Genomic DNA, 22939 nt, shown 5'->3' with positions numbered 1-22939 from the left:
GGTATTCCAATCAGGTAACAAGGTGGGGCATCCCATGGTGCGACTTAGTGCAATGTTACTGATCTGCCTGCTCAGCAGCCTGAACACAGTGCAAGCCGCGCCTGCGCCGCACCCTAACTGGAGCGTTGGCTACCATCAGCTGACGTTTCTCGACCCGCTGGATTTGCAACCGATGCGGGCCATCGCCTTTTACCCGTCGACCGGCATCGAGCATTCAAGCAAGGTCGAAGGCTATCAAATCCAGGCGACCGAAGACGCGAGAGTCGCCATCGGGCGCTTTCCGATGCTGATGCTGTCCCACGGCAACATCGGTACTCCATTGGCTTTGCATGACCTTGCTACATCGCTGGCACGTAAAGGCTTTGTGGTGGTGGCGGTGATTCATCCCGGTGACAACTCCAAGGACCACAGCCGCCTCGGTACGTTGAGCAACCTCTATGGGCGGCCGATCCAGATTTCCGAAGCCATTACTGCAACCCTCGCTGACCCCATGCTGTCGCCGTTCGTCAATCCTGACGAGGTTGGGGTGATCGGCTACTCGGCCGGTGGTGAAACCGCCTTGATTCTTTCGGGGGCCACACCGGACCTGAACCGTTTGCGGCGTTACTGCAAGGAGCGTCCTGACGACGGAGACGCCTGCAGCACCAACGGTGAACTGATCGTCGACCGCGATGACCTGCAGCCAGTCGCTGACCCGCGGGTTCACGCCCTGTTGCTGATGGCGCCGCTGAGCCTGAAGTTCGGTCGCCATACCTTGGCCGGCGTGCATGTGCCGGTGCTGCTCTATAGCGGCGATGGCGACAAACTGGTCGCGCTCGATAAAAACGCCGCCGCGCTCGCTCGCAAACTACCCATTGCCCCGGATTTCAAACTGCTGGCCGGGGCCGGGCACTTCGTGTTCATGGCGCCGTGTACCAAAGAGCAGCTCGCGGCGATGCCGGCCTTGTGCACCGATGCCGACGGTGTTGACCGTGAGGACATTCACCGCAACCTGATCTCCGAAGCCGGGCGTTTCTTTTCTCACACACTGGCCAAGCCAAGCCGGGCCGGGATGCAGACCGCCGACGAGACAACCCCGTAGGCTGGCATAATCTGCGTCTACAGTGGGCTGAGTGCTGCGCGACGTTTCAGGAGCAGGGTCAGCCCCAGTCCGGTGATCGACAGCAGCGCTGCGCAGAAGAAAATCCACGAGTAACCCAGATTCAGCGCCACCGCGCCCATCAATGGCCCGGCAATCGCCAGCGCCAGATCGAAAAATACCGCGTAGGCACTCAAACCCGCGCCACGACTGGTACTCGGCACCTGCTTGATCGCCTCGACACCCAACGCCGGATAAACCAGCGACAGACCGAACCCGGTGAGCCCCGCGCCAATCAACGCCACCGCCGTTGTCGGTGCCAACCACAGCAGGCCCAGCCCCAGGGTTTCGATGCTCATGCAGGCGATGGCCGAGCTGAACCCGCCAAAACGATTGACGCTGGAGATAAACAGCAGGCGCGCGAGGATGAAGCAGATGCCGAAAACCGTCAGGCACCAGGCCGCACCGGTCCAGCCGCGGCTGATATAAAACAGGGTAATAAAGGTCGTCAGTGTGCCGTAGCCGATCGAAGCCAGGCTCAGGCTCGCACCAAAGGGCGCGATGCGCCCGAACACCGCCCAAAACGGCAGCCGCTCACCGCGAATCACCGGTACCGAGGGTTTGTTGCGGATCAGCAGCAGCGCAGCCAGCGCCAACACAGAAAGCGCAATCCCAAGGCTCGTGAACCCCAACGCACCGACCATCACCACACCCAGTGGTGCGCCAATGGCAATCGCGCCATACGAGGCAATGCCGTTCCAGGAAATCGAGCGGGCAGTGTGCTCGGCACCCACCTGGCCCATGCACCAACTGATGGTGCCGACACCGATCAACCCTTGGGCGATCCCCAGCAACAATCGACCGCCGATCAAAATCATCAGGCTCAGCAACGGCAGGCTCTGCAACAAAGTCGATAGCAACGTCAGCACACCACTGAGCACAATGCCCAGCAAGCCATACACAATCGCCCGTTTGGTGCCGATGCTGTCAGACATGCGACCCGCCATGGGCCGGCTGAGCAGGGTGGCCAGGTACTGCGAGCCGATGGTCAGGCCGGCGACGATAGCGCTGAACCCCAACTGCTCATGGACATACCCCGGCAACACCGCAATCGGCAGGCCGATGCAGAGGAAGGCAACAAAGGTATAAAAAACGATGGAGACGATCTGCAAGGTGATCGCCATGGAGCTGACGGGGGGCGTTTGTTGTGCGGACATGAGGGCTCGTTCGCGGGCAGGCGGTTAGAGAACGGCATCATGGCGTGGGCAAGAAACAAAAGGAAGCAGGCTAACGGTTAATTCCCACGCGGGAGCTGACGCAGCCTGATAAGAACACGGTGCCTGCGCTAAGATGGCCGACAAACAAAAAAGGGTTCACCACGCTCAATGTCGGAAAAAGACACCATCTCCATTCATTTGGTGCGCGAAGCACTGCTGCAAAGCTGCGAGCCGGGCGCGGACAGCGAAGAGGTATTGCTCAAGGTCGGGATTGAGCCGCGCTTGCTTGACGTGGCTGACGCTCGTGTTCCGGCCACCGCTTATGCAAGGTTGTGGCGACTATTGGCGCGGCGCATGGACGACGAGTTCTTTGGCATGGACCCGCGCCAGCTGAAATCCGGCAGCCTGGAGTTTCTCTGCCGTTGTGCCATGGCCCAACCGACGCTGGCGGCGGGATTGACGTCCGGGCTGGGTTTTTTGTCGTTGATGCTGGAGCGCATGCCGGCGCAGTTGGTTCATCAGCAAAGCCTGGCGGAAATCGTCCTGCTCGAAGACGACCAGGACCCGCGTCGCGCCTTCACTTATTTCACCTATTGGATGATCGTGCATGGCGTTGCCTGCTGGCTGGCCGGGCGCCGGATACCGATTCTGGCCATCGAACTGCGCTGCGCGGAACCGGACTTCTGTGATGACTATAAGGTGATGTTTTCGCAGAATCTGCGCTTCGACCGACCGCGCACACGGATGATTTTCTCGGCCGACTGCCTGGATCTACCGATTAAACGCAGCAGCGACGAACTCAAGCGCTTTTTGGCCCATGCGCCGGCCAATATCCTGGTCAAGTACCGCGATCCGCAAAGCCTCGCCAGCCGGATCAAACACGATTTGCGGCAACTGCCCGCCGAACAGTGGCCGGAAACCGACAGCCTGGCGCAACAATTGTGTATGTCCGCTTCGACACTGCGTCGTCGGCTGGCCGAAGAAGGGCAGACCTATCAGGGATTGAAGGACAGCGTGCGCAAGGAACTGGCGATTGTCTGGCTGGCGGAACCTTCGATCAGCTTCGCCGAAATCGCCACCCGGCTTGGGTTTGCCGATGCCAGTTCGTTCTACAAGGCGTTTCGCAAGTGGTCGGGGTCCAATCCCGGGCATTACCGCAGTTTGATCCTCAACGAAGCCAACTGATCCAGACTTTGTATTGATGCAGCCGGCCTCTTCGCGAGCAGGCTCGCTCCCACATTTGGAATGCGTTCCCCTGTGGGAGCGAGCCTGCTCGCGAAAGCGCCAGACCAGACGCCGCATCTCTTGAGTCTTGGCCAAACCAGTCACGCAACTTGATAGCTTTGACCATTGTCCCGCGTCGCCCGCGGAGCGAGTATTTCCCTGATTTTTACGGTTCCCCCAACCTAATAAAAATACAGAGGGATTCTGGCAATGCGCGATTACCTGTCTGCGACTTCACAGTTCAACTACCAGCACACCGTCGATGCTGCGCTCAAAGGCTCGTTGACAGCCCTCAACGCCTGCGTTGAATGCTGCGACCGACATGCCTTGCCCGGACGCATCGCCTTGTTCTGGGAGGGTCGCGACGGTGCCAGCGCCACATACACCTTCAGCGATCTGCAGGACAAAGCCGCGCGCTTTGCCAACTTCCTGCTGGCCCAAGGCGTGAAGAAGGGCGACAAGGTTGCCGGCCTCTTGCCACGCAATGTCGAGTTGCTGATTGTGGTCTTCGCCACCTGGCGTATCGGCGCGGTCTACCAACCGCTGTTTACCGCCTTCGGCCCGAAAGCCATCGAACACCGGCTCAACAGTTCCGGTGCCGCCGTGGTGGTGACCGATGCAGTCAATCGTCCAAAGCTCAATGAAGTCGCCGACTGCCCGAGCATCGTCACCGTGGGTGGCCCGAAAGGTCAGGGCATCGTCCGCGGCGACTTCAGTTTTTGGGCCGAACTGCCCAATTATTCCGCCCAATGCGAACCGCTGCTGCTGAGCGGCGAAGACCCGTTCCTGCTGATGTTCACCTCAGGTACTACGGGCCCGTCGAAAGCCCTGTCGGTGCCGCTCAAGGCGATTGTCGCGTTTCAGAGCTACACCCGTGACGCGGTGGACCTGCGCCCTGAAGATGCGTTCTGGAACGTCGCCGATCCGGGTTGGGCCTATGGCATCTATTTTGGGGTGACCGGACCGTTGTCCATGGGCCATCCGATCACCTTTTACGATGGCCCGTTCACCCTCGAAAGCACCTGCCGGGTGATCAACAAATACGGCATCAGCAACCTCACCGGTTCACCCACCGCCTACCGTTTGCTGATCGCTGGCGGCGATGAATTCGCCCGTTCGATCAGGGGCAAACTGCGGATCGTCAGCAGCGCCGGTGAGCCGTTGAACCCGGAAGTGATCCGCTGGTTTGCCGACAACCTCGACGTGGTGATCCACGACCATTACGGCCAGACCGAACTCGGCATGGTGCTGTGCAACCACCATGGCCTTGAGCATCCGGTGCATGTCGGTGCGGCAGGCTTTGCCTCGCCTGGGCACCGGATCGTGGTGCTGGATGAGGCCTGCAACGAATTGTCGATCGGCCAGCCGGGGATCCTCGCCATTGACCGCACGCAATCGCCGATGTGCTGGTTTGCCGGTTACGAAGGCGCACCCACCAAAGCCTTCGTCGGCAACTATTACCTGAGTGGCGATACCGTCGAATTGAACCCGGATGGCAGCATCAGCTTCGTCGGTCGCAGTGACGACGTGATCACCACCTCCGGCTATCGCGTTGGCCCGTTCGACGTTGAAAGTGCGTTGATCGAGCACCCGGCAGTTGTTGAGGCGGCCGTGATTGGCAAACCGGATCCGGAGCGCACCGAGTTGGTGAAAGCCTTCGTCGTGCTCAGTGCGCAATACCGTGCTTCACCTGAGCTCGCCGAAGAGCTGCGCCAGCATGTACGCAAGCGTCTGGCGGCGCACTCATACCCGCGTGAAATCGAATTTGTCAGCGAATTGCCGAAAACCCCAAGCGGCAAATTGCAGCGCTTTATCTTGCGCAACCAGGAAATCGCCAAGGCTCAAGAGGCCGCAGCGAAGAACGTTTCAGCTTGAATCCAAGGAAACAATGATGCAGATCGAAAACAAGGTTTTTCTCGTCACCGGCGGTGCGTCGGGCCTGGGCGCGGCCACTGCTGAAATGCTGGTGGGTGCCGGTGCCAAAGTCATGCTGGTGGACTTGAATGCCGAAGCCGTCGCCGCTCAGGCAAAACGGCTCGGCGTACACTGCGTCGTGGCAGACATCAGCCAGGAAGCGGCCGCAGAAGCAGCGGTGCAGGCAACGGTCGCAGCCTTTGGCGGCCTGCACGGGCTGGTCAACTGCGCCGGTGTGGTTCGCGGCGAGAAAATCCTCGGCAAGAACGGCCCGCATGCGCTGGCCAGTTTCAGCCAGGTGATCAACGTCAACCTGATCGGTAGCTTCAACATGCTGCGTCTGGCGGCTGCGGCGATTGCCGAAACCGAAGCCAATGAAGACGGTGAACGCGGGGTGATCATCAACACCGCCTCGGCAGCTGCCTTCGACGGCCAGATTGGCCAAGCCGCCTACGCGGCGTCCAAAGGTGCGATTGTCAGCCTGACCTTGCCCGCCGCCCGTGAACTGGCGCGCTTCGGCATCCGTGTGATGACCATCGCCCCGGGCATCTTCGAAACGCCGATGATGGCTGGCATGACCCAGGAAGTTCGCGACTCGCTGGCCGCTGGCGTGCCGTTCCCGCCGCGCCTTGGTAAACCGGTTGAGTACGCCGCTCTGGTCAGGCATATCATAGAAAACAGCATGCTCAACGGCGAGGTGATCCGTCTCGACGGTGCCTTGCGTATGGCCGCCAAATAAGGAGTATTTGTCATGACTATTTCCAACGACCCGATTGTTATTGTCAGCGCTGTCCGCACCCCGATGGGCGGTTTTCAAGGTGAACTGAAAAGCCTCACCGCGCCACAGCTGGGCGCCGCAGCGATTCGCGCTGCCGTCGAGCGCGCCGGTGTGGCTGCCGACGCGGTAGAAGAAGTGCTGTTTGGTTGCGTGCTGTCCGCCGGCCTCGGTCAGGCCCCGGCACGCCAGGCTGCACTGGGCGCCGGGTTGGACAAATCGACCCGTTGCACCACCCTGAACAAAATGTGCGGCTCGGGCATGGAAGCTGCCATTCTGGCCCACGACATGCTGCTGGCCGGCAGTGCTGATGTGGTAGTCGCCGGCGGGATGGAAAGCATGTCCAACGCGCCGTACCTGCTGGACCGCGCCCGCAGTGGCTACCGGATGGGCCACGGCAAAGTGCTCGACCACATGTTCCTCGACGGTCTGGAAGACGCCTACGACAAGGGCCGCCTGATGGGCACCTTCGCCGAGGACTGCGCCGAGGCCAATGGCTTTACGCGTGAAGCGCAAGATGAGTTCGCAGTGGCTTCGACCACCCGTGCCCAACAGGCGATCAAGGACGGCAGTTTCACTGCTGAAATCGTTCCGCTTTCAGTCATGGTCGGTAAAGAGCAAAAACTCATCAGCGATGACGAACAACCGCCTAAAGCCAAACTGGACAAGATCGCCAGCCTGAAACCGGCGTTCCGCGAAGGCGGCACGGTCACGGCGGCCAACTCCAGCTCGATTTCCGATGGCGCGGCGGCGTTGCTGCTGATGCGTCGCTCGGAAGCGGAAAAGCGCGGCCTGAAACCCCTGGCGGTGATCCACGGTCACGCAGCCTTCGCTGATACACCGGGGCTGTTCCCGGTAGCACCGGTGGGCGCGATCAAGAAACTGCTGAAGAAAACCGGCTGGTCGCTGGATGACGTCGAGCTGTTCGAAGTCAACGAAGCCTTCGCGGTGGTCAGCCTGGTAACCATGACCAAGCTGGAAATTCCTCACAGCAAGGTCAACGTCCACGGCGGCGCCTGTGCGCTGGGCCACCCGATTGGCGCTTCTGGTGCGCGGATCCTCGTGACCTTGCTCTCGGCATTGCGCCAGAAAGGCCTGAAACGCGGCGTTGCAGCCATCTGCATCGGCGGCGGTGAAGCGACGGCCATGGCCGTTGAATGCCTGTATTAAGGAATCAACATGCTACCGACTGACGAACAACTACAGATCAGCGACGCGGCCCGGCAATTCGCCCAGGAACGGCTCAAACCGTTCGCCGCCGAGTGGGATCGCGAGCATCGCTTCCCCAAGGAGGCCATCGGCGAGATGGCCGAACTGGGCTTCTTCGGCATGTTGGTGCCGGAGCAGTGGGGCGGTTGCGACACCGGTTACCTGGCGTACGCCATGGCCCTGGAAGAAATCGCCGCCGGCGATGGCGCCTGCTCGACCATCATGAGCGTGCACAACTCGGTGGGTTGCGTGCCGATCCTCAAGTTCGGCAACGATGATCAGAAAGAACGCTTCCTCAAACCGTTGGCCAGCGGCGCCATGCTTGGCGCCTTTGCGCTGACCGAACCACAGGCCGGTTCCGACGCCAGCAGCCTGAAAACCCGTGCCCGGCTGAACGGCGATCACTACGTGCTCAACGGCTGCAAGCAGTTCATCACCTCCGGGCAAAACGCCGGGGTGGTGATCGTCTTCGCGATCACCGATCCGAGTGCCGGCAAACGCGGGATCAGCGCCTTCATCGTGCCCACCGACTCACCGGGCTACAAGGTGGCGCGTATTGAAGACAAACTCGGCCAGCACGCTTCGGACACCTGCCAGATCCTCTTTGAGGACGTGAAAGTGCCGGTGGCCAATCGTCTGGGCGAGGAGGGTGAAGGTTACAAAATCGCCCTGGCCAACCTTGAAGGCGGACGCGTCGGCATTGCCTCGCAATCGGTCGGCATGGCCCGCGCCGCCTTCGAAGCCGCCCGCGATTATGCCCGCGAGCGTGAGAGCTTCGGCAAAGCGATCATCGAGCATCAGGCGGTAGCCTTTCGATTGGCCGACATGGCCACGCAAATCGCCGTCGCCCGGCAGATGGTGCATTACGCTGCGGCCTTGCGTGACAGCGGCAAACCGGCGCTGGTGGAAGCTTCGATGGCCAAGCTGTTTGCCTCGGAGATGGCCGAAAAAGTCTGCTCGATGGCGTTGCAAACCCTCGGTGGTTACGGTTACCTGAGCGACTTCCCGCTGGAGCGGATCTACCGCGACGTGCGGGTCTGTCAGATCTATGAAGGCACCAGCGATATTCAGCGCATGGTCATTTCGCGCAATCTTTGAGAAGGAACGCTTGCATGAACTACGAAACGATTTTGTTGGAAGTCCAGGGCCGCGTGGGTCTGATCACCCTCAACCGCCCGCAGGCGCTGAACGCCTTGAACGCGCAGATTGTCAGCGAGCTGAACCACGCGCTGGACGGTCTGGAAGCGAACCCGGACATCGGCTGCATCGTGCTGACCGGCTCGAAGAAGGCCTTTGCTGCCGGCGCCGACATCAAGGAAATGGCCGAGCTGACCTATCCGCAGATCTACCTCGACGACCTGTTCAGCGACAGTGATCGGGTTGCCAACCGACGTAAACCGATCATTGCCGCTGTCGCCGGTTTCGCCTTGGGCGGTGGTTGTGAGCTGGCGCTGATGTGCGATTTCATTCTGGCCGGCGACAACGCCAGGTTCGGTCAGCCGGAAATCAACCTCGGCGTGCTGCCGGGCATGGGCGGCACCCAACGCCTGACCCGCGCCGTGGGCAAGGCCAAGGCCATGGAAATGTGCCTGAGCGGGCGGTTGATCGACGCGGTGGAAGCGGAGCGCTGCGGCATCGTCGCGCGCATTGTGCCGGTGGATGAGCTGCTGGATGAGGCGCTGAAGGTTGCAGCGCTGATCGCCAAAAAATCCTTGCCGATTGCGATGATGGTCAAGGAAAGCGTTAACCGCGCCTTTGAAGTCAGCCTGTCCGAAGGCGTGCGCTTTGAACGTCGGGTATTCCATGCGGCGTTCGCCACACAGGATCAGAAAGAGGGCATGGCAGCGTTTATTGCCAAGCGTGAGGCCGAGTTCCAAGGTAAATGATGTAGCGCCCTCGCGGGCGCTTTCGCGAGCAGGCTCGCTCCCACATTGGATCTCCGGTACGCAGAGGTCATTGTGGGAGCGAGCCTGCTCGCGATGCTTTTAAGGCCTCATACCAGGTAGTTCTTGAGTTCCCGCGCAATCACCATCCGCTGAATCTCGCTCGACCCTTCGTAAATCTGCGTGATCCGCGCATCGCGGTAATAGCGCTCCACCGGATAATCTTCCAGGTAGCCGTAGCCGCCATGAATCTGCAGGGCGGACGAGCAGACTTTCTCGGCCATCTCCGAGGCAAACAGCTTGGCCTGCGAGGCTTCTGACAGGCAGGGCTTGCCGGCGCTGCGTAGCCGTGCGGCATGGAGGATCAGCAAACGTGCGGCGTTCAGTTGCATGTGCATGTCGGCCAGCATATTGGCGATGCTTTGGTGTTCGATGATCGGCTTGCCGAACTGCACCCGGTCGCGGGCGTAGGCCAGCGCCGCTTCGAAGGCTGCACGCGCGATGCCCAGCGCCTGCGCGGCGATGCCGATGCGGCCGCCTTCAAGGTTGGACAAGGCAATCGCCAAACCCTTGCCACGTTCACCCAGCAGGTTGGCTTCGGGGATGATGCAGTTGTTGAACGTCACCGCACAGGTGTCGGAGGCGCGAATGCCCATCTTGTGTTCGCTGCGGTCGACGATAAAACCCGGGTTATCGGTGGGTACCAGAAATGCGGACAAGCCTCTTTTACCCAGCTCCGGGTCGGTCACGGCAAACACAATCGCCAGTTTCGCCCGTTTGCCGTTGCTGACAAACTGCTTGGCGCCATTGATCACCCACTGGCCGTCGCGCAGTTCGGCGCGGGTCCGCAGGTTGTGCGCCTCGGAACCGGCCTGGGGTTCGGTCAGGCAGAAGCAGCCGATGGCCTGACCGCTGGCCAGATCGGCCAGCCAGGTCTGTTTCTGTTCTTCAGTGCCATAGTTGAGGACCGGCCCGCAGCCCACCGAGTTGTGGATGCTCATCAAGGCCCCCGTGGCACCGTCACCGGCGGAAATCTCTTCCACCGCCAGCGCGTAGGCCACGTAGTCGACGTAGGTGCCGCCCCATTCCTCGGGAACCACCATGCCGAGCAAACCCAACTCGCCCATTTTTGCCACCAGCGCATCATCGATCCAGCCGGCCTTTTCCCAGGCCTGGGCGTGGGGGGCGATTTCGCCGCGGGCAAAATCCCGGGCCATGTCGCGGATCATCACTTGCTCTTCGGTCAATTCGATATCGTGCATGGCTCAGCTCCCGCTCCGGTCAAAACCACTGAAGAAACTCGCAACCTGTCTGGCGTCCAGAGCCTGCACGGTTGGAGGGTTCCAGCGTGGGTTCTTGTCTTTGTCGATCAGCAAGGCCCGGACGCCTTCGATCAGGTCGCCGCGTTCGAACCACTGGCGGTCCAGGTGCAGTTCGAGGGCGAAGCAGTTTTCCAGGCTCAACTGACGACCGCGTCGCAACATCTCTAACGTTACACCCATGGCCAGCGGTGAACGACTGTCGAGCAGGTCGGCGGTGGCCGTTGCCCAGTCGTGGCTGTCGGCAACCGTAACGTTGCGCAACTGCTCAACGATACTCGGCACATCCGGCAGGGCGAAGAAGTGGTCGATGGCCGGCCGCAGTGCCTGCAACGGTGCGTCGGGCAGTTGCTGTACCGCCAGTTTGGCCAGCAGACCTTGCAGGTCCTTGAGCGGGGTGTCGTGCCACTTCAGGCTGTCGAGGCGCTGATCCAGCTCGGCGAGTTTTTCGCTTTCCAGGTACCAGTCAGCCAGCCCGCAATACAGCGCATCGGCGGCGCGAATCTGCACACCACTGACGCCAAGGTAAATGCCCAGTTCGCCGGGAACACGGGGCAGGAAGTAGCTGCCGCCGACATCCGGGAAGTAACCGATGGCCACTTCAGGCATCGCCAGGCGGCTGCGTTCGGTGACCACTCGCAGGTCTGCGCCTTGTACCAGGCCCATGCCGCCACCGAGGACAAAACCGTCCATCAGCGCCAGTACTGGTTTGCGGTAATGGTGGATCGCCAGGTCGAGGGCGTATTCCTCGACGAAGAAGTCTTCATGCAGGGTGTCGCCGCTTTTGAAACTGTCGTACAGCGAGCGAATATCGCCGCCGGCGCAGAAGGCTTTCTCGCCAGCACCGCGCAGCACCACGGCGTGGACGTGCGGGTCACGGGACCAGGCATCGAGCTGTTGGTGCAGGCTGCGGACCATGTCCAGGGTAATGGCATTGAGGCCGGCGGGGCGATTGAGGGTCAGGTGGCCAATATGGTTGCGAACCTCGGCCAGCACGTCGTTGGCGGTGGCATCAATGCCCCGTGTCGCCTGGGATGAAACCTGAGCAGTCATCACTAACTCCCTGCTTTTATTGTTCTTTATAGAAGTGTTCGCGCGCGAACGATGCCGGATCGTAACAGTGCAAATTTGCGATGTACAACCGTGATAGATGCAGGTCAGGTCTGCATTTTTGTAATGCCCACACGCTCATTCATCGCATAAATACCCCAATAGGGCGTTCACGACAGAATCGGCTGTGAAAATGCTGACATCAGCACAAGCGAGCTGTCTGCGCCAGCCCTTACGACACCTCGACACAATCGTCTGCCGGCATTCTGGCGCTCCATTCGAAGTCGTCTGCGCCAAGGGTTTCAGGGTGGGGTGTGGCCGGCCTTGCGGTGGTGCACCGAATCTGTATAAACGCTTTGGTGACAACGAAGTGCTCAAGGCCGGGTGAGGAACAGGGCGATGCAAAGATTCTCGACCAGCCGAAAAGCGAACGTTTGCAGCAATTTCTATCGGGCTGTTTGAAGTGAGGCAAGGCGTACATGGCGGACATCCGCGATCTGTCGATCGTGCTTGATCGAATCGATCAGGCAATCATTGAGGTGCTGCGCCACGAAGGGCGCATCACCTACCAGAAACTTTCCGAGCGCGTGCACCTGACGCCAAGGCCATGCCTTGAGCGGGTGCGCAAGCTCGAACAGCTCGGTGTCATTCGGGGCTATGGGGCGATTCTCGACGAGAAAAAACTGACCCCCGGCTTGTCGCTGCTGGTGCTGGTGGCGCTATCGAACCAGAGCGGACGCGCCGCACAGAAAGCCTTCGAAGCCAAGGTCCGCGCCTGTCCGCAGGTGTTGGAATGCCAGTTGATCAGCGGCGCCTTCGACTATAGCCTGCGCATGCGCTGTCGCGACATGGAACACTACCGGGTGTTGACCGAAGTCTGGTTCGACGACCCGGATTTGCACATCGACAAACTGGTCAGCCACCCTGAGCTGGCGATGGTCAAGACCTCAACCTAGAAAGGCTAAGCGCCGAAGTTCCGTAGCAGCTGGCGCAGCCTGCTGCTACGGTAATCATCGTTTTCAGATGATTTATCACACCCACTAAATCGGCTGCAAACCACTCTGGTTTCAGCCATTTCCAGCACTGCCTCCCTCCTTAACAGCCGGGTTTTTCCGGCGCCGAATCAGACAATGAGCGCCTCTGAACCCTCATTGATTCTGTGCCCATGCAAACCACCAATACCGTTTTGATGATTCGCCCGACACGTTTCTCCTTTAACCAGGACACAGCGGCCAACAACCGATTCCAGCGCCCGGCGGCCGTGGCCGAGGACGTGCAATTCAAGGCCCTGCAAGAGTTCGACGGTTACGTCGCGGTCCTGCGTGAGCACGGGGTTGAAGTCATGGTGCATAACGACAGCGAAGCCCCGCACACCCCGGATTCGATCTTTCCCAACAACTGGTGGAGCAGCCATCCCGACGGCACCCTGGTGCTGTATCCGATGCAAGGCCACAACCGGCGCCTGGAGCGGGACAAAGGCGTGCTCGACGGGCTGCGTGATGCCTACCGCGTCGAGCAATTGCTCGATTTCTCCAGCCTTGAGCAACAGGACGTGTTCCTCGAAGGCACCGGCAGCATGGTCCTCGATCGGGAGCAACGGATCTGCTACGCCGGCTATTCGACCCGCACTCACGCCAAGGCCCTGGATCAAGTGGTTGAGCACCTCGGTTATGAACTCTGCGCGTTCAATGCGATGGACCGTAACGGCGTGCCGATCTATCACACCAACGTGATGATGAGCGTCGGCACGCGCCTGGCGGTGGCGTGCTTCGACTCGGTCAATGATCGAAACGAACGTTCAGCCTTGCATTCGCGCCTGGAACGCAGCGGCAAGCAGGTCATGACCCTGAGCTTCGATCAGCTGGAATCGTTCGCCGGCAACATGCTCGAAGTGCACAACGCCGCTGGCGAGCCGTTGCTGGTGATGTCGCGCACTGCCTGGCGGTCGCTGCATGCCGACCAGCGCCGGATGGTCGAAGCACACGCCAGACCCCTGCCAGTGAAAATCGACACCATCGAGCGGATTGGCGGCGGCAGTGCGCGCTGCATGCTCGCGGAAGTCTATCTGCCTAAACGCGTGAGCCCACAGGAGCACCATTGATGATCGTCCGTCCTGCCACGATGAATGACCTGCCGGCGTTGCTGGCCCTGGCCCACAGCGCCGGCACCGGTTTGACCACCTTACCGGCTGATGCCCCGCGCTTGCGTCAGCGCCTGGAATGGGCCGAAAAAACCTTTGCCGGTGAAGCCGAACGGGCTGATGCCGACTACCTGTTTGTACTGGAGGCAGACAGCGGGGACGCGGTCGGTATCTGTGCCCTGGCCGGTGCGGTTGGGCTGCGCGAGCCCTGGTACAACTACCGGATGGGACTGTTTGTCGCCGCTTCGAAAGATCTCGGGATCAACCAGCATTTGCCGACGTTGTTTCTGGGCAATGACATGACCGGGCAATCAGAACTGTGTTCGTTGTTTCTGCATGCCGGTCATCGCAGCGGTTTGAATGGCCGTTTGTTGTCCAAGGCGCGGTTTTTGTTTCTCGCCGAGTTTCGCCAGCACTTTGGCGACAAGGTCATCGCTGAAATGCGTGGTTACTCGGACGAAGAGGGCGTCTCGCCATTTTGGGAAGGGTTGGGCCGGCATTTCTTCAAGATGGATTTCGCCGACGCCGACTACCTCACCGGGCTCGGCAACAAGACCTTCATCGCTGAACTGATGCCCAAGTTTCCGCTGCCGACCTGCTTGCTGCCCGCGGCTGCGCGGGCGACGATCGGCCGGGTTCATCCCAACACCGAACCGGCGCTGGGGATGCTCAAGGCCGAAGGGTTCGAGCACAAGGACTACATCGACATCTTTGATGGCGGCCCGTTGATCGAGTGCGCGACCGGTGATATTCGCGCCGTGCGTGACAGTCAGGTGCTGCAACTGAGCATCGGCACACCGGGCGAGCAGGCGGCGGTCTATCTGGTTCACAACCGCCAGTTCGCCGATTGCCGGATCACCGCCGCGCCAGCACGGGTCGCTGCCGGTACCTTGATTGTCGACGCACAAACCGCCAAGGCACTGGGCTTGAGTGCCGGCGCGTCGGTGCGGGCGGTGAGCCTGGCGGTGCCCGCACGGCAGTTGTCGGCGGCCTAGACCCGTTTGGCGAGCACTTCACCAATGCTGCGGCGCTTGGCGTGCAGCTCGCTGGCGTGGATCAGTTGCTCAAGGTCGTCCGGTGTGACGTCGAAGAACGCCTGCAGGTCGGCCAAGGCCAGTTTGAGGTCTTCGGCGGTGATCGCCTGTGAGTCTGCGGGCGGATGATCGGCGGGTACGACGGCGACCGGTTCGCTGTGGCCCTTGGGGTAGCGGATCCGCGTCAGGTTGTTATAGGCCAGGGCGCTGAGCAGCATGCACGTCGCGCCGAGCATCACCGGAGCGAGCGCGCGCCAGTCCATGGCGATGGTCGCCGGGTCAGCCAGTACCAGCAGCAACGCCAACGCGCCGGCCGGCGGATGCAGGCAACGCAGCCAGCACATCAGAATCAGCGCCATGCCGGCCGCCAGACAGGCGCTGCCCAAGGTTCGCCCCAGCACGTGGGCCACCAGCAGCGCCAACACGGCGGCGCACAAATAACCGCCGAGAATCGACCATGGCTGCGCCAGTGCGCCGGACGACACCGCGAACAGCAACACCGCCGATGCGCCCAACGGGCCGATCAGGTGCAAGGCCACGTCCATGCCGAACACCTGGCCACAGACCCAGACGCTCAATAGGGTGCCCAACGACATACCGATGGCAGCGCGGCTCCATTCGGTGGGACGGGTGTTGATGGCAGCGGGTATCCAGCGAGCGAGCATGATGAACACGATCCAATGACAATGAGCAGGCAAAAAGAAGGGCTCGTCTGGATCACCAGAAAGCCCTTTAAGCGTTCCAACATTTGGGGGAGGAACCGGCACAGTGTGCCGATCTATCCACTAGCTGACAAATTCATATTAATGCGGTTTAAATGCATTAATTTTGAAGTATGGCGACGCGTCGTCCGCTCAGGAAACACAGCAAACCGCCCATGGCCGTCAGTGTGCTGAGGGCATAGAACATCGTCGCCGGCGCCGTGTGGGTCAGCAAAAAGCCGCAAATCACCGGGCTTGCCGCACCGCCCAGCGCTGCCAGGTTCTGCGCGCCGTAATAGCTGCCGCGCAGTTCTTCCGGGGCCAGGGTGTCGACGAACAGGAACTCCGCCGGGTAGATGATCATTTCGCCCAAGGTGAAGACAAACATCGCCAGGCACCACTGCACCAGGTTCTGCGCGAAGCTGAAACCGATCAGCCCCACGATGAACAGACTGCTGCCAATGATGATCCAGTAACGCAACTGTTCACGCTTGAGAAAACGACCGATCTGGTACTGCAACAGGATCACGCTGATCGCGTTGCAGGCGAGGATCGCCGCCATGGTTTTCAGCGCAATATGCTCGTTTTGCGTCACCAGCAGGTATTGCGACAGGTACAGGGTGAAACGCCCGTGGACCACGGTGCTGAGCAGGCAGCCGCAGGTAAACATGATCAGCGTGCGGTCGTTTTTCAGGGTCACCAGGGTTTTAAGAAAACTTTGCGGCTGACCCACAGCCGCTTCCTTGACCGATCCGGGAATTCCTCTCATCAGGAAAGTACTGAAAAACGCGATGCCACCGGCAATCAGGAACGGTGCCAGCGGCTGAACCCCGGCGATTACCACCCCGAGCATCGGGCCGGTGGCGTAGCCGATGTTGGTCAGGGTGTAGCGCAGCGAAAACGCCTTGGCCCGTTGGCCCATCGGCAGGTTTTCACTGAGGATCGCTTTGGAACCGATCAAAAACAGTGCCGAAGCGGTTTCGGTAATCACCAGCGTCAGGGTGGTCAGGTAAAGGTTGTGGGCGAAGGTCAGCAGGACAAAACCGATGGAACTGGAGAGCATTGCCAGAATCAGCAACCGGCGCTTTTCCAGACGGTCGATGATGTAACCGCCATACAGCGCAAGCAGGGTGGCGATGAATACCGCGATGCCGAGCAACAGGCCAACGTCCTGCTGGTTCAGGCCCAGTTTGTTGCTGAGGAACAGCGTCAGCAGCGGGCTGGTGATGGCGCGACTGACGACGATGGTCAGCGAGCAGATCATCAGGCGACGAATAACGAGCGAGTAAGTGGTCACGTTGGTGCACGAGTCCTTGTTCTTGAAATACGATTCCAGCGTTTCGACCCCACCGTAGCAGCTGCCGAAGGCGGCGTTCGGCTGCGAAGCAGTCGTAAAATCAGGCAATGCGGTTTTCAGAAATACCGGGTTGTCTGAATTGCGACCGCTTCGCGCTCGAACGCAGGCTGCGCCAGCTGCTACGGGGTTGGTGTTCGCAATGAAAGTCGTTGATCCAGCGTTGCGACCGACTCCAGTTTTTCGAGTTGCCACAACCGTTCCAGCAATCCAGTCGCCTGTTCTACCGGCATCACCCGCGTCGCCAGGCGGAGAAACTTCTCCTCCAGCGCTCCATCACTCAATGGATTGCCCGGCGCCCCCAATGGCACCTCGACACACAGGCTGGCCTCACGACCATCGCGGCTGCGCATGCTCACGACCGGCTCGCCATCCTCTGACAGTTGCGGGTCCACTTCAAGGTGAACGCGCTGCAACCAATGGACGATTTCCGCTGACTGACGGCGCGCGTCGTCGTAGGCTTCCAGCCGGCAATGACCATAGACCAGCCGAGCGGCGAGGGCATACGGCAGGCTCATTTGTGCGGCTGCCAAACTGCTGACATCGCGCCCGCCACACATCTCGTTGAGAAAGCCGCACAACGACACGTGAACGTCTTCCAGTTGATCGGCTTCGATCTGTAATTGCTCAAGCAACAAACCCAAGGCATCGATGGCCGAGTGTGTGCCACGGCAGGAGGCGTAAGGTTTGATCGAGCAGCGGGCGAGTTTCCACACCACGCCAAGCTCCGCGTCCAGCGCCTCGGGCTGCGCGTGTTCAGCGGCGAGGGTCTTGAGAAAACCACCCCAGACGTCGTCGAACAACTTCGTTGGCCCACTGATCCCTTGCTCGGCAAACCGCGCAGCGAGTAGGCCACCTTCCGCCGCCCGTCCGCTATGAAGCTTTTTACTTTGCGAACCATCGTGGATAAACGCCCACAGGCCACCGCTGAAACTGCCAGCGATGCCCAATGCGGCGAGGGTCTGTGCCTGATCAAGACCGAGTATTCGCGCACTGGCCGCCGCCGCGCCAAACACGCCACAGGTGGCGGTCGAGTGCCAGCCGGCGCCGTTGTGTGCCGAGTAACCGCCACAGGCCTCAAGCACGCGACGACCGATCTCATAACCGATCACCACGGCGGTGATCAGCTCGTGACCGTTCACCGGTACGGGATTCAGGCTGACCGCCGCCATCACCGCCGGCAGCACCACGGCGCCGGAGTGATCGCAGCCGCCGGTATCGTCCAGTTCCAGCGCGTGGGCGGCGATGCCATTGAGCATTGCGGCCTGTGCGGCACCGACGCGCTGCGCGGTGCCCCAGACCAGCGTTTCGCCGCTTTCATTGGCGAAGGTTTGTCGGGTGGCGACGGCAATCTCACTGGCGGCCCCGGCCAGGGTCGCGCCGACGGTATCAAGAATGTGTCGCTTGGCTTGGGCAACCAGCGCCGGCGGCAAGTCTTCGAAACGGGTTTCGACGCAAAACTGCGCCAGACGCTGCAATCGTTCGCTCATGGCAAGTACGCTCGATAATGCCGCTCATACACGGCTGACGGATGTTCTTCGTCCATCGGCGCGGCGCGCTCGCTCCACCACTGGGCGACTTCACCCGCCGTGGCGATCCACACGTCGTCGCGTTGCCGGATACCCAGCAGCAACTCGCGCAAGACACCGATGCGCCCCGGTGTGGCAATGATCTCCGGGTGCAGGCGCAGCACGTAGCACAGGCCAAAGCGATGAAACCCGGCGAAGTCCATTTGCAGGTTGCCCAGGGTGTGGCTGTAAGAGGCGATCCGCGATTGGGCTGGCGGTACCGCCGGGCTCAGGTTGAAGGCGAAGTACGGTTCGTCTTCCAGCTCGTAATGCAACGGCAGTTCGATCACCTCGGGCGCTGTCGGATGGGCGAACGGCAGGTCATCGCCGCGCCAGCACGACGACCAGCGAATGCCTTGCTCGCGCAATGCCTCGGTAAAACCCGGCGCCCAGTTGCCGGCGGGAATCCGGAAACCGCTTGGACGCTGGCCGGTAATGGCCGCCAGTGCCTGGCAGCCGTGCTCAAGGGCGGCGGTCTGCTCGGCCAGACTCAGGGTGTCGTAGTTCTGATGCCGATAACCGGCGCAGGCAATTTCATGACCGGCCGCCTGGATAGAGCGCATATGTTCCGGGTTTTCTTCGGCCACGATGCCCGGTACGCACCAACTGCTGGACACCCCCAGTTCCTTGAACAGTGCGAGCAAACGTTCAACCCCGCGTTGGGTACCGTAGCGCCACACCGACAGGGTCTTGTCGCGGCCGGCGACTTCCGGGGCCTGGGTCAGGATGCCGTGTACGTCGTTGTAGTCGACGGTCAACACCACGGCGCAGCGGTAGCCTTTGGGCCAGACAGTCGACTCAGCCATGTTGATGCTCCTTGAGCCACCAATGGGCGACATCGCGGCAGGTGGCGAACCACACGTCTTCACGCTGGCGCATGTGCTCGAAGAGTTTCTCCAGCAGCAGAATGCGCCCCGGTTTGCCGGTGATCTTGGGGTGGAACAGGGTGGTCAGGCACAGCCCTTCATTCATCGCGCCGTCGTACTCGCGGCACCAGTTGTCGAGGGTCAGCTCGTAGCTGGCGGTACGGTCCAGTCCCGAGGGAAAGTCCGGCGCACGGGTGTAGGCGATGGAGGCGTAGTCGTCCATTTCCCAGCGGCCGGGGATTTCCACCAGCGGCGTATCAACGCCCGGCACGTTCACCAGATACGGCCGGTCATCGCCGCGCATGCTGCTGGAGTACGTGACACCGGCTTCCACCAGCATGGCCGGTGTCTCGGCCCGCCAGTCGCCGGACGGGGTGCGAAAGCCTTCTGCGCGGATGTTCAGATGCTTCCAGAACACCTCGCGGCTTTTATTCATCACGTCCTTTTGCTGCTCCAGCGTCAGTGCATAGAAGGACTCGTGTTTGTAGCCGTGGTAAGCCACTTCATGCCCGCGCTCGATGATCGACTGGCACTGTTTCGGCCAGTTTTCCACGACCCAGGCCGGGACGAAGAAAGTCGTCGGGATCTGGAACTCATCCAGCAGGTCGAGAATCCGCGGCAAGGCCCGATACGGCCCGTAACCGCCGAAACCGAAATACTCGGGCTTGTGCCAGATCGAACCATTGAGCATCGCATCGCCAGTCGGGCCGTCGAGATCGAAGGCCAAGGCGAGACAGGCTTTATGGCCCTCGGGCCAGGTCGGTTGGGGCGAGGAGGACATCGTGGCGCTCCGATAATTTATGGGTACAACTCCCGTAGCAGCTGCCGAGCCTGCGAGGCTGCGTTCGGTGGCGCAGCCGCCGTAAAATCAGGCGATGCGTTCTTTCAGACAGACCATGTGCACAGATCTGCGAGGACTGCGTCCGAACGCGGCCCGCCTCGAACGCAGCCTCGCGGGCTCGGCAGCTGCTACAGAGCAACGTATTTCAACGTTACTTCCCGGCGTTGATGGTCACGGTTTTAATCGCCCCCAACTCCAGATCCCACTTCTTCAAGATCGCCTGATAGCTGCCGTCATCGACCATGCTTTGCAACGCCACTTTCACTGCTTCACTCAGCTCAGGTTTTTTCTTGCTGACGCCCAACCCGCTGAACTGCACCGAGATCGGCTGGCCCACGGTTTTGTAGGTGTCTTTTTCCTGGGTCTTCAGGTACGACAGGGTTTCGCTGCCCTGCATGGCCGCGTCGATGCGGCTCTGGCGCAGTTGCGCACGGGCGTCGGCGGAGCCTTCGGTGCCGATCACGTTGATCGCTGGTTTACCCTTCGCTTCGCAATTGGCCTTGCTCCACTCGGCGATTTCCGCCGGGAAGGTGGTCCGTCGGCTGGTCCCGACTTTCTTGCCGCACAGGTCGGCGATTTCGTTGGTGTCCTTGTTCTTTTGCAGGGTGTAGAACTGCGGCCCGCTGGTGAAGTAGTCAACAAAGGTAACGCTCTGCTGGCGCTCGGCGGTGTCGGTCATGCCCGACAACACCACGTCTACGCGATCGGTGGTCAGGGCGTTGATCATTTGCTCGAAGCCGGTTTCCTGCCATTTGATCTTCACGCCCAAACGTTCGGCCAGGGCGTTGCCCAGGTCGTAGTCCAGGCCGGTGAGGGTGTTGGTGGCCGGGTCCTTGAAATCCATCGGCGGATAGTTGGGCATGATCGCCACGACGATTTCGCCCTTGGCCTTGATGCTCGCGGGCAATTCAGCTGCCCAGGTCACCGAAGAGGCCATCAGGCCAGCCACTACTGCGGGGATGAGGAGGTTTTTCATGGTCGTTCTCTTTTTGAGTTGTCGTTAGGTGCGAACGGCAGAAATGAAGCTTTGGGTGCGCGGGTTTTGTGGACTTATTAGTATTTCTTCGGGGCTTCCTGCCTCCACGATCTGCCCGCCGTCCATGAACACCATGCGATTGGAAACCTCGCGGGCGAAGCCCAGTTCATGGGTGACGACGATCATGGTCATGCCGGTCTGCGCCAGATCGCGCATCACCGACAGCACCTCACCGACCAGTTCCGGGTCGAGTGCCGAAGTGGGTTCATCGAACAGCATCAGCTTGGGTCGCATGGCCAGCGCTCGGGCAATGGCCACCCGTTGCTGCTGGCCGCCCGAGAGTTCGATCGGGTAGCTGTTGCGCTTGTCGGCCAGGCCGACGCGGGCCAGCAGCTCCAGCGCATCTTCGTGGGCTTCCTTGGGCGAACGCTTGAGCACTTGGCACGGGCCTTCGATGATGTTTTGCAGCACAGTCATGTGCGGGAACAGGTTGAAGCGCTGGAACACCATACCGGTGGCCAGGCGCTGGCGGGCAATCTGCGACTCGTTGAGCTCGTGCAGTTTGTTGCCAACGATGCGGTAGCCCACCAGTTCGCCATCGACCCAGAGGCCGCCCCTGTCGATCTTTTCCAGCTGATTGACGCAGCGCAGCAGGGTGCTTTTGCCCGAACCGGACGGGCCGATGATGCACAGCACTTCGCCCTGTTCGATTTCAATGTTGATGTCTTTGAGCGCGTGGTATTGGTCGTAGTACTTGTTCAGGCCAACGGCCTTGACGATGCTTCTCATGTTCAATTCTCCTGCGCGACTCACGAGCGCTTGCCGGCGCCACGAGCGAAACGACGCTCCAGACGGCTTTGACCAAAGGACAAGACGGTGACGGCGGCCAGGTACCAGATCCCGGCGACGATCAGCAGCTCCATCACACGGGCGTTGGCGTAGTAGATGTTCTGGGCGTTGTAGAGCAGTTCCGAGTACTGGATCACACTGGCCAGCGACGTCATTTTGACCATGCCGATGAATTCGTTGCCGACCGGTGGAATGATGATGCGCATGGCCTGAGGCAGGATGATCCGGCGCAGCGCTTGCAGGCGCGGCATGCCGATCGACTTGGCGGCTTCGTACTGACCGGTGTCCACCGAGAGCAGGCCGGCACGCACCACTTCAGCGGTGTAGGCACCCTGGTTGATGCTCAGGCCCAGCAGCGCCGCCACGAACGGCGTCATCAGGCTGACGGTATCGAGCTGGAACAGCCCGGGAATGCCGATAGTGGGGAAGATCAGCGCCAGGTTGAACCACAACAGCAGTTGCAGAATCAACGGCGTACCGCGGAACAGCCAGGTGTACGTCACCGCGACATAGCGCAGGATCGGGTTCGCCGACATGCGCATCACGGCAGTGATCACCCCGAAGAGGATCCCCAAGGCCATCGCCAGTACCGCCATGACGATGGTGTTGAGCAAGCCGAACAAGATCGCCTGGGAGGTCAGGAACTGGCCGATGTACGACCACTCGATCTTGCCTTCGGCGAAGGCCTTTACCAGGCCGATGAGGGCGATGACGATCAGCGTGGCGAAAAAGATCCGCCCGTAATAGCGCCGCGGCACATGTTCGTACTGGGTGATATCGAACTGGTTTTCAGCCTGTTTACGCTCCGCAAGGAGCTCTGCCTGAGTCTGGTTCATTTGGGTTCTCCGAACACCGCCCTTCCTGATGCAGACGGGTGTGTGGTTCTTCAGGTTAAACGCAACCCCTGTGGGAGCGAGCTTGCTCGCGATAGAGGCGGATCA

The 22939-nt window shown here is 60.7% G+C and carries 21 protein-coding genes and 1 pseudogene; 11 read left to right on the top strand and 11 right to left on the bottom strand.

Annotated elements, in window-relative coordinates; genetic code table 11:
* Window positions 1-34 precede the first annotated feature (34 nt).
* Window positions 35-1081: an alpha/beta hydrolase family protein gene (locus NTD87_RS11940; protein WP_262114144.1), complete on the top strand. Its 1047-nt coding sequence runs from the start codon at window positions 35-37 to the stop codon at window positions 1079-1081.
* Window positions 1082-1098: 17 nt separating this feature from the next.
* Here NTD87_RS11940 and NTD87_RS11935 read toward each other — a convergent pair whose 3' ends face one another.
* Window positions 1099-2295 carry an MFS transporter gene (locus NTD87_RS11935; protein ID WP_262114143.1) on the bottom strand — a complete coding sequence of 399 codons (1197 nt, stop codon included), beginning with the start codon at window positions 2293-2295 and terminating at the stop codon, window positions 1099-1101.
* A gap of 168 nt (window positions 2296-2463) precedes the next feature.
* On the opposite strand from NTD87_RS11935, the gene NTD87_RS11930 reads away from it, so the two are divergent.
* The 6 genes from NTD87_RS11930 (at window position 2464) to NTD87_RS11905 (ending at window position 9303) form a co-directional block, all read left to right on the top strand.
* Complete coding sequence (locus NTD87_RS11930; protein ID WP_262114142.1) at window positions 2464-3480, top strand: AraC family transcriptional regulator; 1017 nt, start codon at window positions 2464-2466, stop codon at window positions 3478-3480.
* Window positions 3481-3729: 249 nt separating this feature from the next.
* The gene (locus tag NTD87_RS11925) at window positions 3730-5394 is read left to right on the top strand and encodes an AMP-binding protein (protein ID WP_262114141.1); all 1665 of its coding nucleotides are present in this window, start codon (window positions 3730-3732) and stop codon (window positions 5392-5394) included.
* Window positions 5395-5410: 16 nt separating this feature from the next.
* Entirely contained in the window at window positions 5411-6172 is a 762-nt protein-coding gene (locus tag NTD87_RS11920) for an SDR family NAD(P)-dependent oxidoreductase (protein WP_262114140.1), read from the top strand.
* Between the two features lie 12 nt (window positions 6173-6184).
* Window positions 6185-7378: an acetyl-CoA C-acyltransferase gene (locus NTD87_RS11915; RefSeq protein ID WP_262114139.1), complete on the top strand. Its 1194-nt coding sequence runs from the start codon at window positions 6185-6187 to the stop codon at window positions 7376-7378.
* A 9-nt stretch (window positions 7379-7387) separates the two neighbouring features.
* Entirely contained in the window at window positions 7388-8515 is a 1128-nt protein-coding gene (locus tag NTD87_RS11910) for an acyl-CoA dehydrogenase (RefSeq protein ID WP_262114138.1), read from the top strand.
* A 14-nt stretch (window positions 8516-8529) separates the two neighbouring features.
* Window positions 8530-9303, top strand: a complete 774-nt coding sequence (locus NTD87_RS11905) for an enoyl-CoA hydratase (protein ID WP_262114137.1) — start codon at window positions 8530-8532, stop codon at window positions 9301-9303.
* Window positions 9304-9410: 107 nt separating this feature from the next.
* Here the strand turns inward: NTD87_RS11905 and NTD87_RS11900 are convergent, their stop codons facing one another.
* Together NTD87_RS11900 and NTD87_RS11895 are read right to left on the bottom strand one after the other, a co-directional pair.
* Window positions 9411-10562, bottom strand: coding sequence for an acyl-CoA dehydrogenase family protein (locus NTD87_RS11900; RefSeq protein WP_262114136.1), 1152 nt, complete (start codon window positions 10560-10562; stop codon window positions 9411-9413).
* 3 nt (window positions 10563-10565) lie between these two features.
* On the bottom strand, window positions 10566-11672 hold the full coding sequence (locus tag NTD87_RS11895) for an enoyl-CoA hydratase/isomerase family protein (protein WP_262114135.1): 1107 nt from the start codon (window positions 11670-11672) through the stop codon (window positions 10566-10568).
* Between the two features lie 383 nt (window positions 11673-12055).
* Between NTD87_RS11895 and NTD87_RS27860 the strand changes: the two are divergent.
* From NTD87_RS27860 to astA, 4 genes and pseudogenes are all read left to right on the top strand, one after another.
* Window positions 12056-12136, top strand: a pseudogene (locus tag NTD87_RS27860) (histidine/lysine/arginine/ornithine ABC transporter ATP-binding protein); the annotation flags it as partial.
* A gap of 12 nt (window positions 12137-12148) precedes the next feature.
* A complete protein-coding gene (locus NTD87_RS11890) occupies window positions 12149-12625 on the top strand; it encodes an Lrp/AsnC family transcriptional regulator (protein ID WP_071550219.1) in 477 nt (158 codons plus the stop codon).
* Window positions 12626-12834: 209 nt separating this feature from the next.
* On the top strand, window positions 12835-13770 hold the full coding sequence (gene ctlX / locus NTD87_RS11885) for a citrulline utilization hydrolase CtlX (protein WP_262114134.1): 936 nt from the start codon (window positions 12835-12837) through the stop codon (window positions 13768-13770).
* Complete coding sequence (astA, locus tag NTD87_RS11880; protein WP_262114133.1) at window positions 13770-14804, top strand: arginine N-succinyltransferase; 1035 nt, start codon at window positions 13770-13772, stop codon at window positions 14802-14804. The genes ctlX and astA overlap by 1 nt, the downstream gene beginning before the upstream one ends.
* Here astA and NTD87_RS11875 read toward each other — a convergent pair.
* The 8 genes from NTD87_RS11875 to NTD87_RS11840 form a co-directional block, all read right to left on the bottom strand.
* Window positions 14801-15508, bottom strand: coding sequence for an HPP family protein (locus tag NTD87_RS11875; protein WP_262114132.1), 708 nt, complete (start codon window positions 15506-15508; stop codon window positions 14801-14803). The two genes, astA and NTD87_RS11875, sit on opposite strands and share 4 nt — an antisense overlap.
* A 157-nt stretch (window positions 15509-15665) precedes the next feature.
* The gene (locus NTD87_RS11870) at window positions 15666-16841 is read right to left on the bottom strand and encodes an MFS transporter (RefSeq protein ID WP_262114346.1); all 1176 of its coding nucleotides are present in this window, start codon (window positions 16839-16841) and stop codon (window positions 15666-15668) included.
* Window positions 16842-17020: 179 nt separating this feature from the next.
* Window positions 17021-18388, bottom strand: a complete 1368-nt coding sequence (locus tag NTD87_RS11865; RefSeq protein ID WP_262114131.1) for an MmgE/PrpD family protein — start codon at window positions 18386-18388, stop codon at window positions 17021-17023.
* Window positions 18385-19272, bottom strand: a complete 888-nt coding sequence (locus NTD87_RS11860) for a polysaccharide deacetylase family protein (RefSeq protein ID WP_262114130.1) — start codon at window positions 19270-19272, stop codon at window positions 18385-18387. Before NTD87_RS11860 ends, NTD87_RS11865 begins: the two co-directional genes overlap by 4 nt.
* Window positions 19265-20113: a polysaccharide deacetylase family protein gene (locus NTD87_RS11855; RefSeq protein WP_262114128.1), complete on the bottom strand. Its 849-nt coding sequence runs from the start codon at window positions 20111-20113 to the stop codon at window positions 19265-19267. Before NTD87_RS11855 ends, NTD87_RS11860 begins: the two co-directional genes overlap by 8 nt.
* A 211-nt stretch (window positions 20114-20324) precedes the next feature.
* Complete coding sequence (locus tag NTD87_RS11850; RefSeq protein WP_262114127.1) at window positions 20325-21149, bottom strand: ABC transporter substrate-binding protein; 825 nt, start codon at window positions 21147-21149, stop codon at window positions 20325-20327.
* 24 nt (window positions 21150-21173) lie between these two features.
* Entirely contained in the window at window positions 21174-21938 is a 765-nt protein-coding gene (locus NTD87_RS11845; protein ID WP_262114126.1) for an amino acid ABC transporter ATP-binding protein, read from the bottom strand.
* A 20-nt stretch (window positions 21939-21958) separates the two neighbouring features.
* The gene (locus NTD87_RS11840; RefSeq protein WP_262114125.1) at window positions 21959-22834 is read right to left on the bottom strand and encodes an amino acid ABC transporter permease; all 876 of its coding nucleotides are present in this window, start codon (window positions 22832-22834) and stop codon (window positions 21959-21961) included.
* Between the last annotated feature and the right edge of the window lie 105 nt (window positions 22835-22939).

The organism is Pseudomonas sp. 6D_7.1_Bac1 (assembly GCF_025465945.1).
GTDB lineage: Bacteria > Pseudomonadota > Gammaproteobacteria > Pseudomonadales > Pseudomonadaceae > Aquipseudomonas.
This window is presented reverse-complemented; position numbering and strand designations above follow the sequence as displayed.

Bases quoted from the DNA above. Each gene is read 5' to 3' on its own strand.
- NTD87_RS11935 (WP_262114143.1), bottom strand. From the start codon at position 2,295: ATGTCCGCACAACAAACGCCCCCCGTCAGCTCCATGGCGATCACCTTG.
- NTD87_RS11840 (WP_262114125.1), bottom strand. From the start codon at position 22,834: ATGAACCAGACTCAGGCAGAGCTCCTTGCGGAGCGTAAACAGGCTGAA.
- ctlX (WP_262114134.1), top strand. From the start codon at position 12,835: ATGCAAACCACCAATACCGTTTTGATGATTCGCCCGACACGTTTCTCC.
- NTD87_RS11915 (WP_262114139.1), top strand. From the start codon at position 6,185: ATGACTATTTCCAACGACCCGATTGTTATTGTCAGCGCTGTCCGCACC.
- NTD87_RS11875 (WP_262114132.1), bottom strand. From the start codon at position 15,508: ATGCTCGCTCGCTGGATACCCGCTGCCATCAACACCCGTCCCACCGAA.
- NTD87_RS11865 (WP_262114131.1), bottom strand. From the start codon at position 18,388: ATGAGCGAACGATTGCAGCGTCTGGCGCAGTTTTGCGTCGAAACCCGT.
- NTD87_RS11925 (WP_262114141.1), top strand. From the start codon at position 3,730: ATGCGCGATTACCTGTCTGCGACTTCACAGTTCAACTACCAGCACACC.
- astA (WP_262114133.1), top strand. From the start codon at position 13,770: ATGATCGTCCGTCCTGCCACGATGAATGACCTGCCGGCGTTGCTGGCC.
- NTD87_RS11940 (WP_262114144.1), top strand. From the start codon at position 35: ATGGTGCGACTTAGTGCAATGTTACTGATCTGCCTGCTCAGCAGCCTG.
- NTD87_RS11910 (WP_262114138.1), top strand. From the start codon at position 7,388: ATGCTACCGACTGACGAACAACTACAGATCAGCGACGCGGCCCGGCAA.
- NTD87_RS11920 (WP_262114140.1), top strand. From the start codon at position 5,411: ATGCAGATCGAAAACAAGGTTTTTCTCGTCACCGGCGGTGCGTCGGGC.
- NTD87_RS11895 (WP_262114135.1), bottom strand. From the start codon at position 11,672: ATGACTGCTCAGGTTTCATCCCAGGCGACACGGGGCATTGATGCCACC.
- NTD87_RS11855 (WP_262114128.1), bottom strand. From the start codon at position 20,113: ATGTCCTCCTCGCCCCAACCGACCTGGCCCGAGGGCCATAAAGCCTGT.
- NTD87_RS11860 (WP_262114130.1), bottom strand. From the start codon at position 19,272: ATGGCTGAGTCGACTGTCTGGCCCAAAGGCTACCGCTGCGCCGTGGTG.
- NTD87_RS11930 (WP_262114142.1), top strand. From the start codon at position 2,464: ATGTCGGAAAAAGACACCATCTCCATTCATTTGGTGCGCGAAGCACTG.
- NTD87_RS11890 (WP_071550219.1), top strand. From the start codon at position 12,149: ATGGCGGACATCCGCGATCTGTCGATCGTGCTTGATCGAATCGATCAG.
- NTD87_RS11845 (WP_262114126.1), bottom strand. From the start codon at position 21,938: ATGAGAAGCATCGTCAAGGCCGTTGGCCTGAACAAGTACTACGACCAA.
- NTD87_RS11905 (WP_262114137.1), top strand. From the start codon at position 8,530: ATGAACTACGAAACGATTTTGTTGGAAGTCCAGGGCCGCGTGGGTCTG.
- NTD87_RS11850 (WP_262114127.1), bottom strand. From the start codon at position 21,149: ATGAAAAACCTCCTCATCCCCGCAGTAGTGGCTGGCCTGATGGCCTCT.
- NTD87_RS11900 (WP_262114136.1), bottom strand. From the start codon at position 10,562: ATGCACGATATCGAATTGACCGAAGAGCAAGTGATGATCCGCGACATG.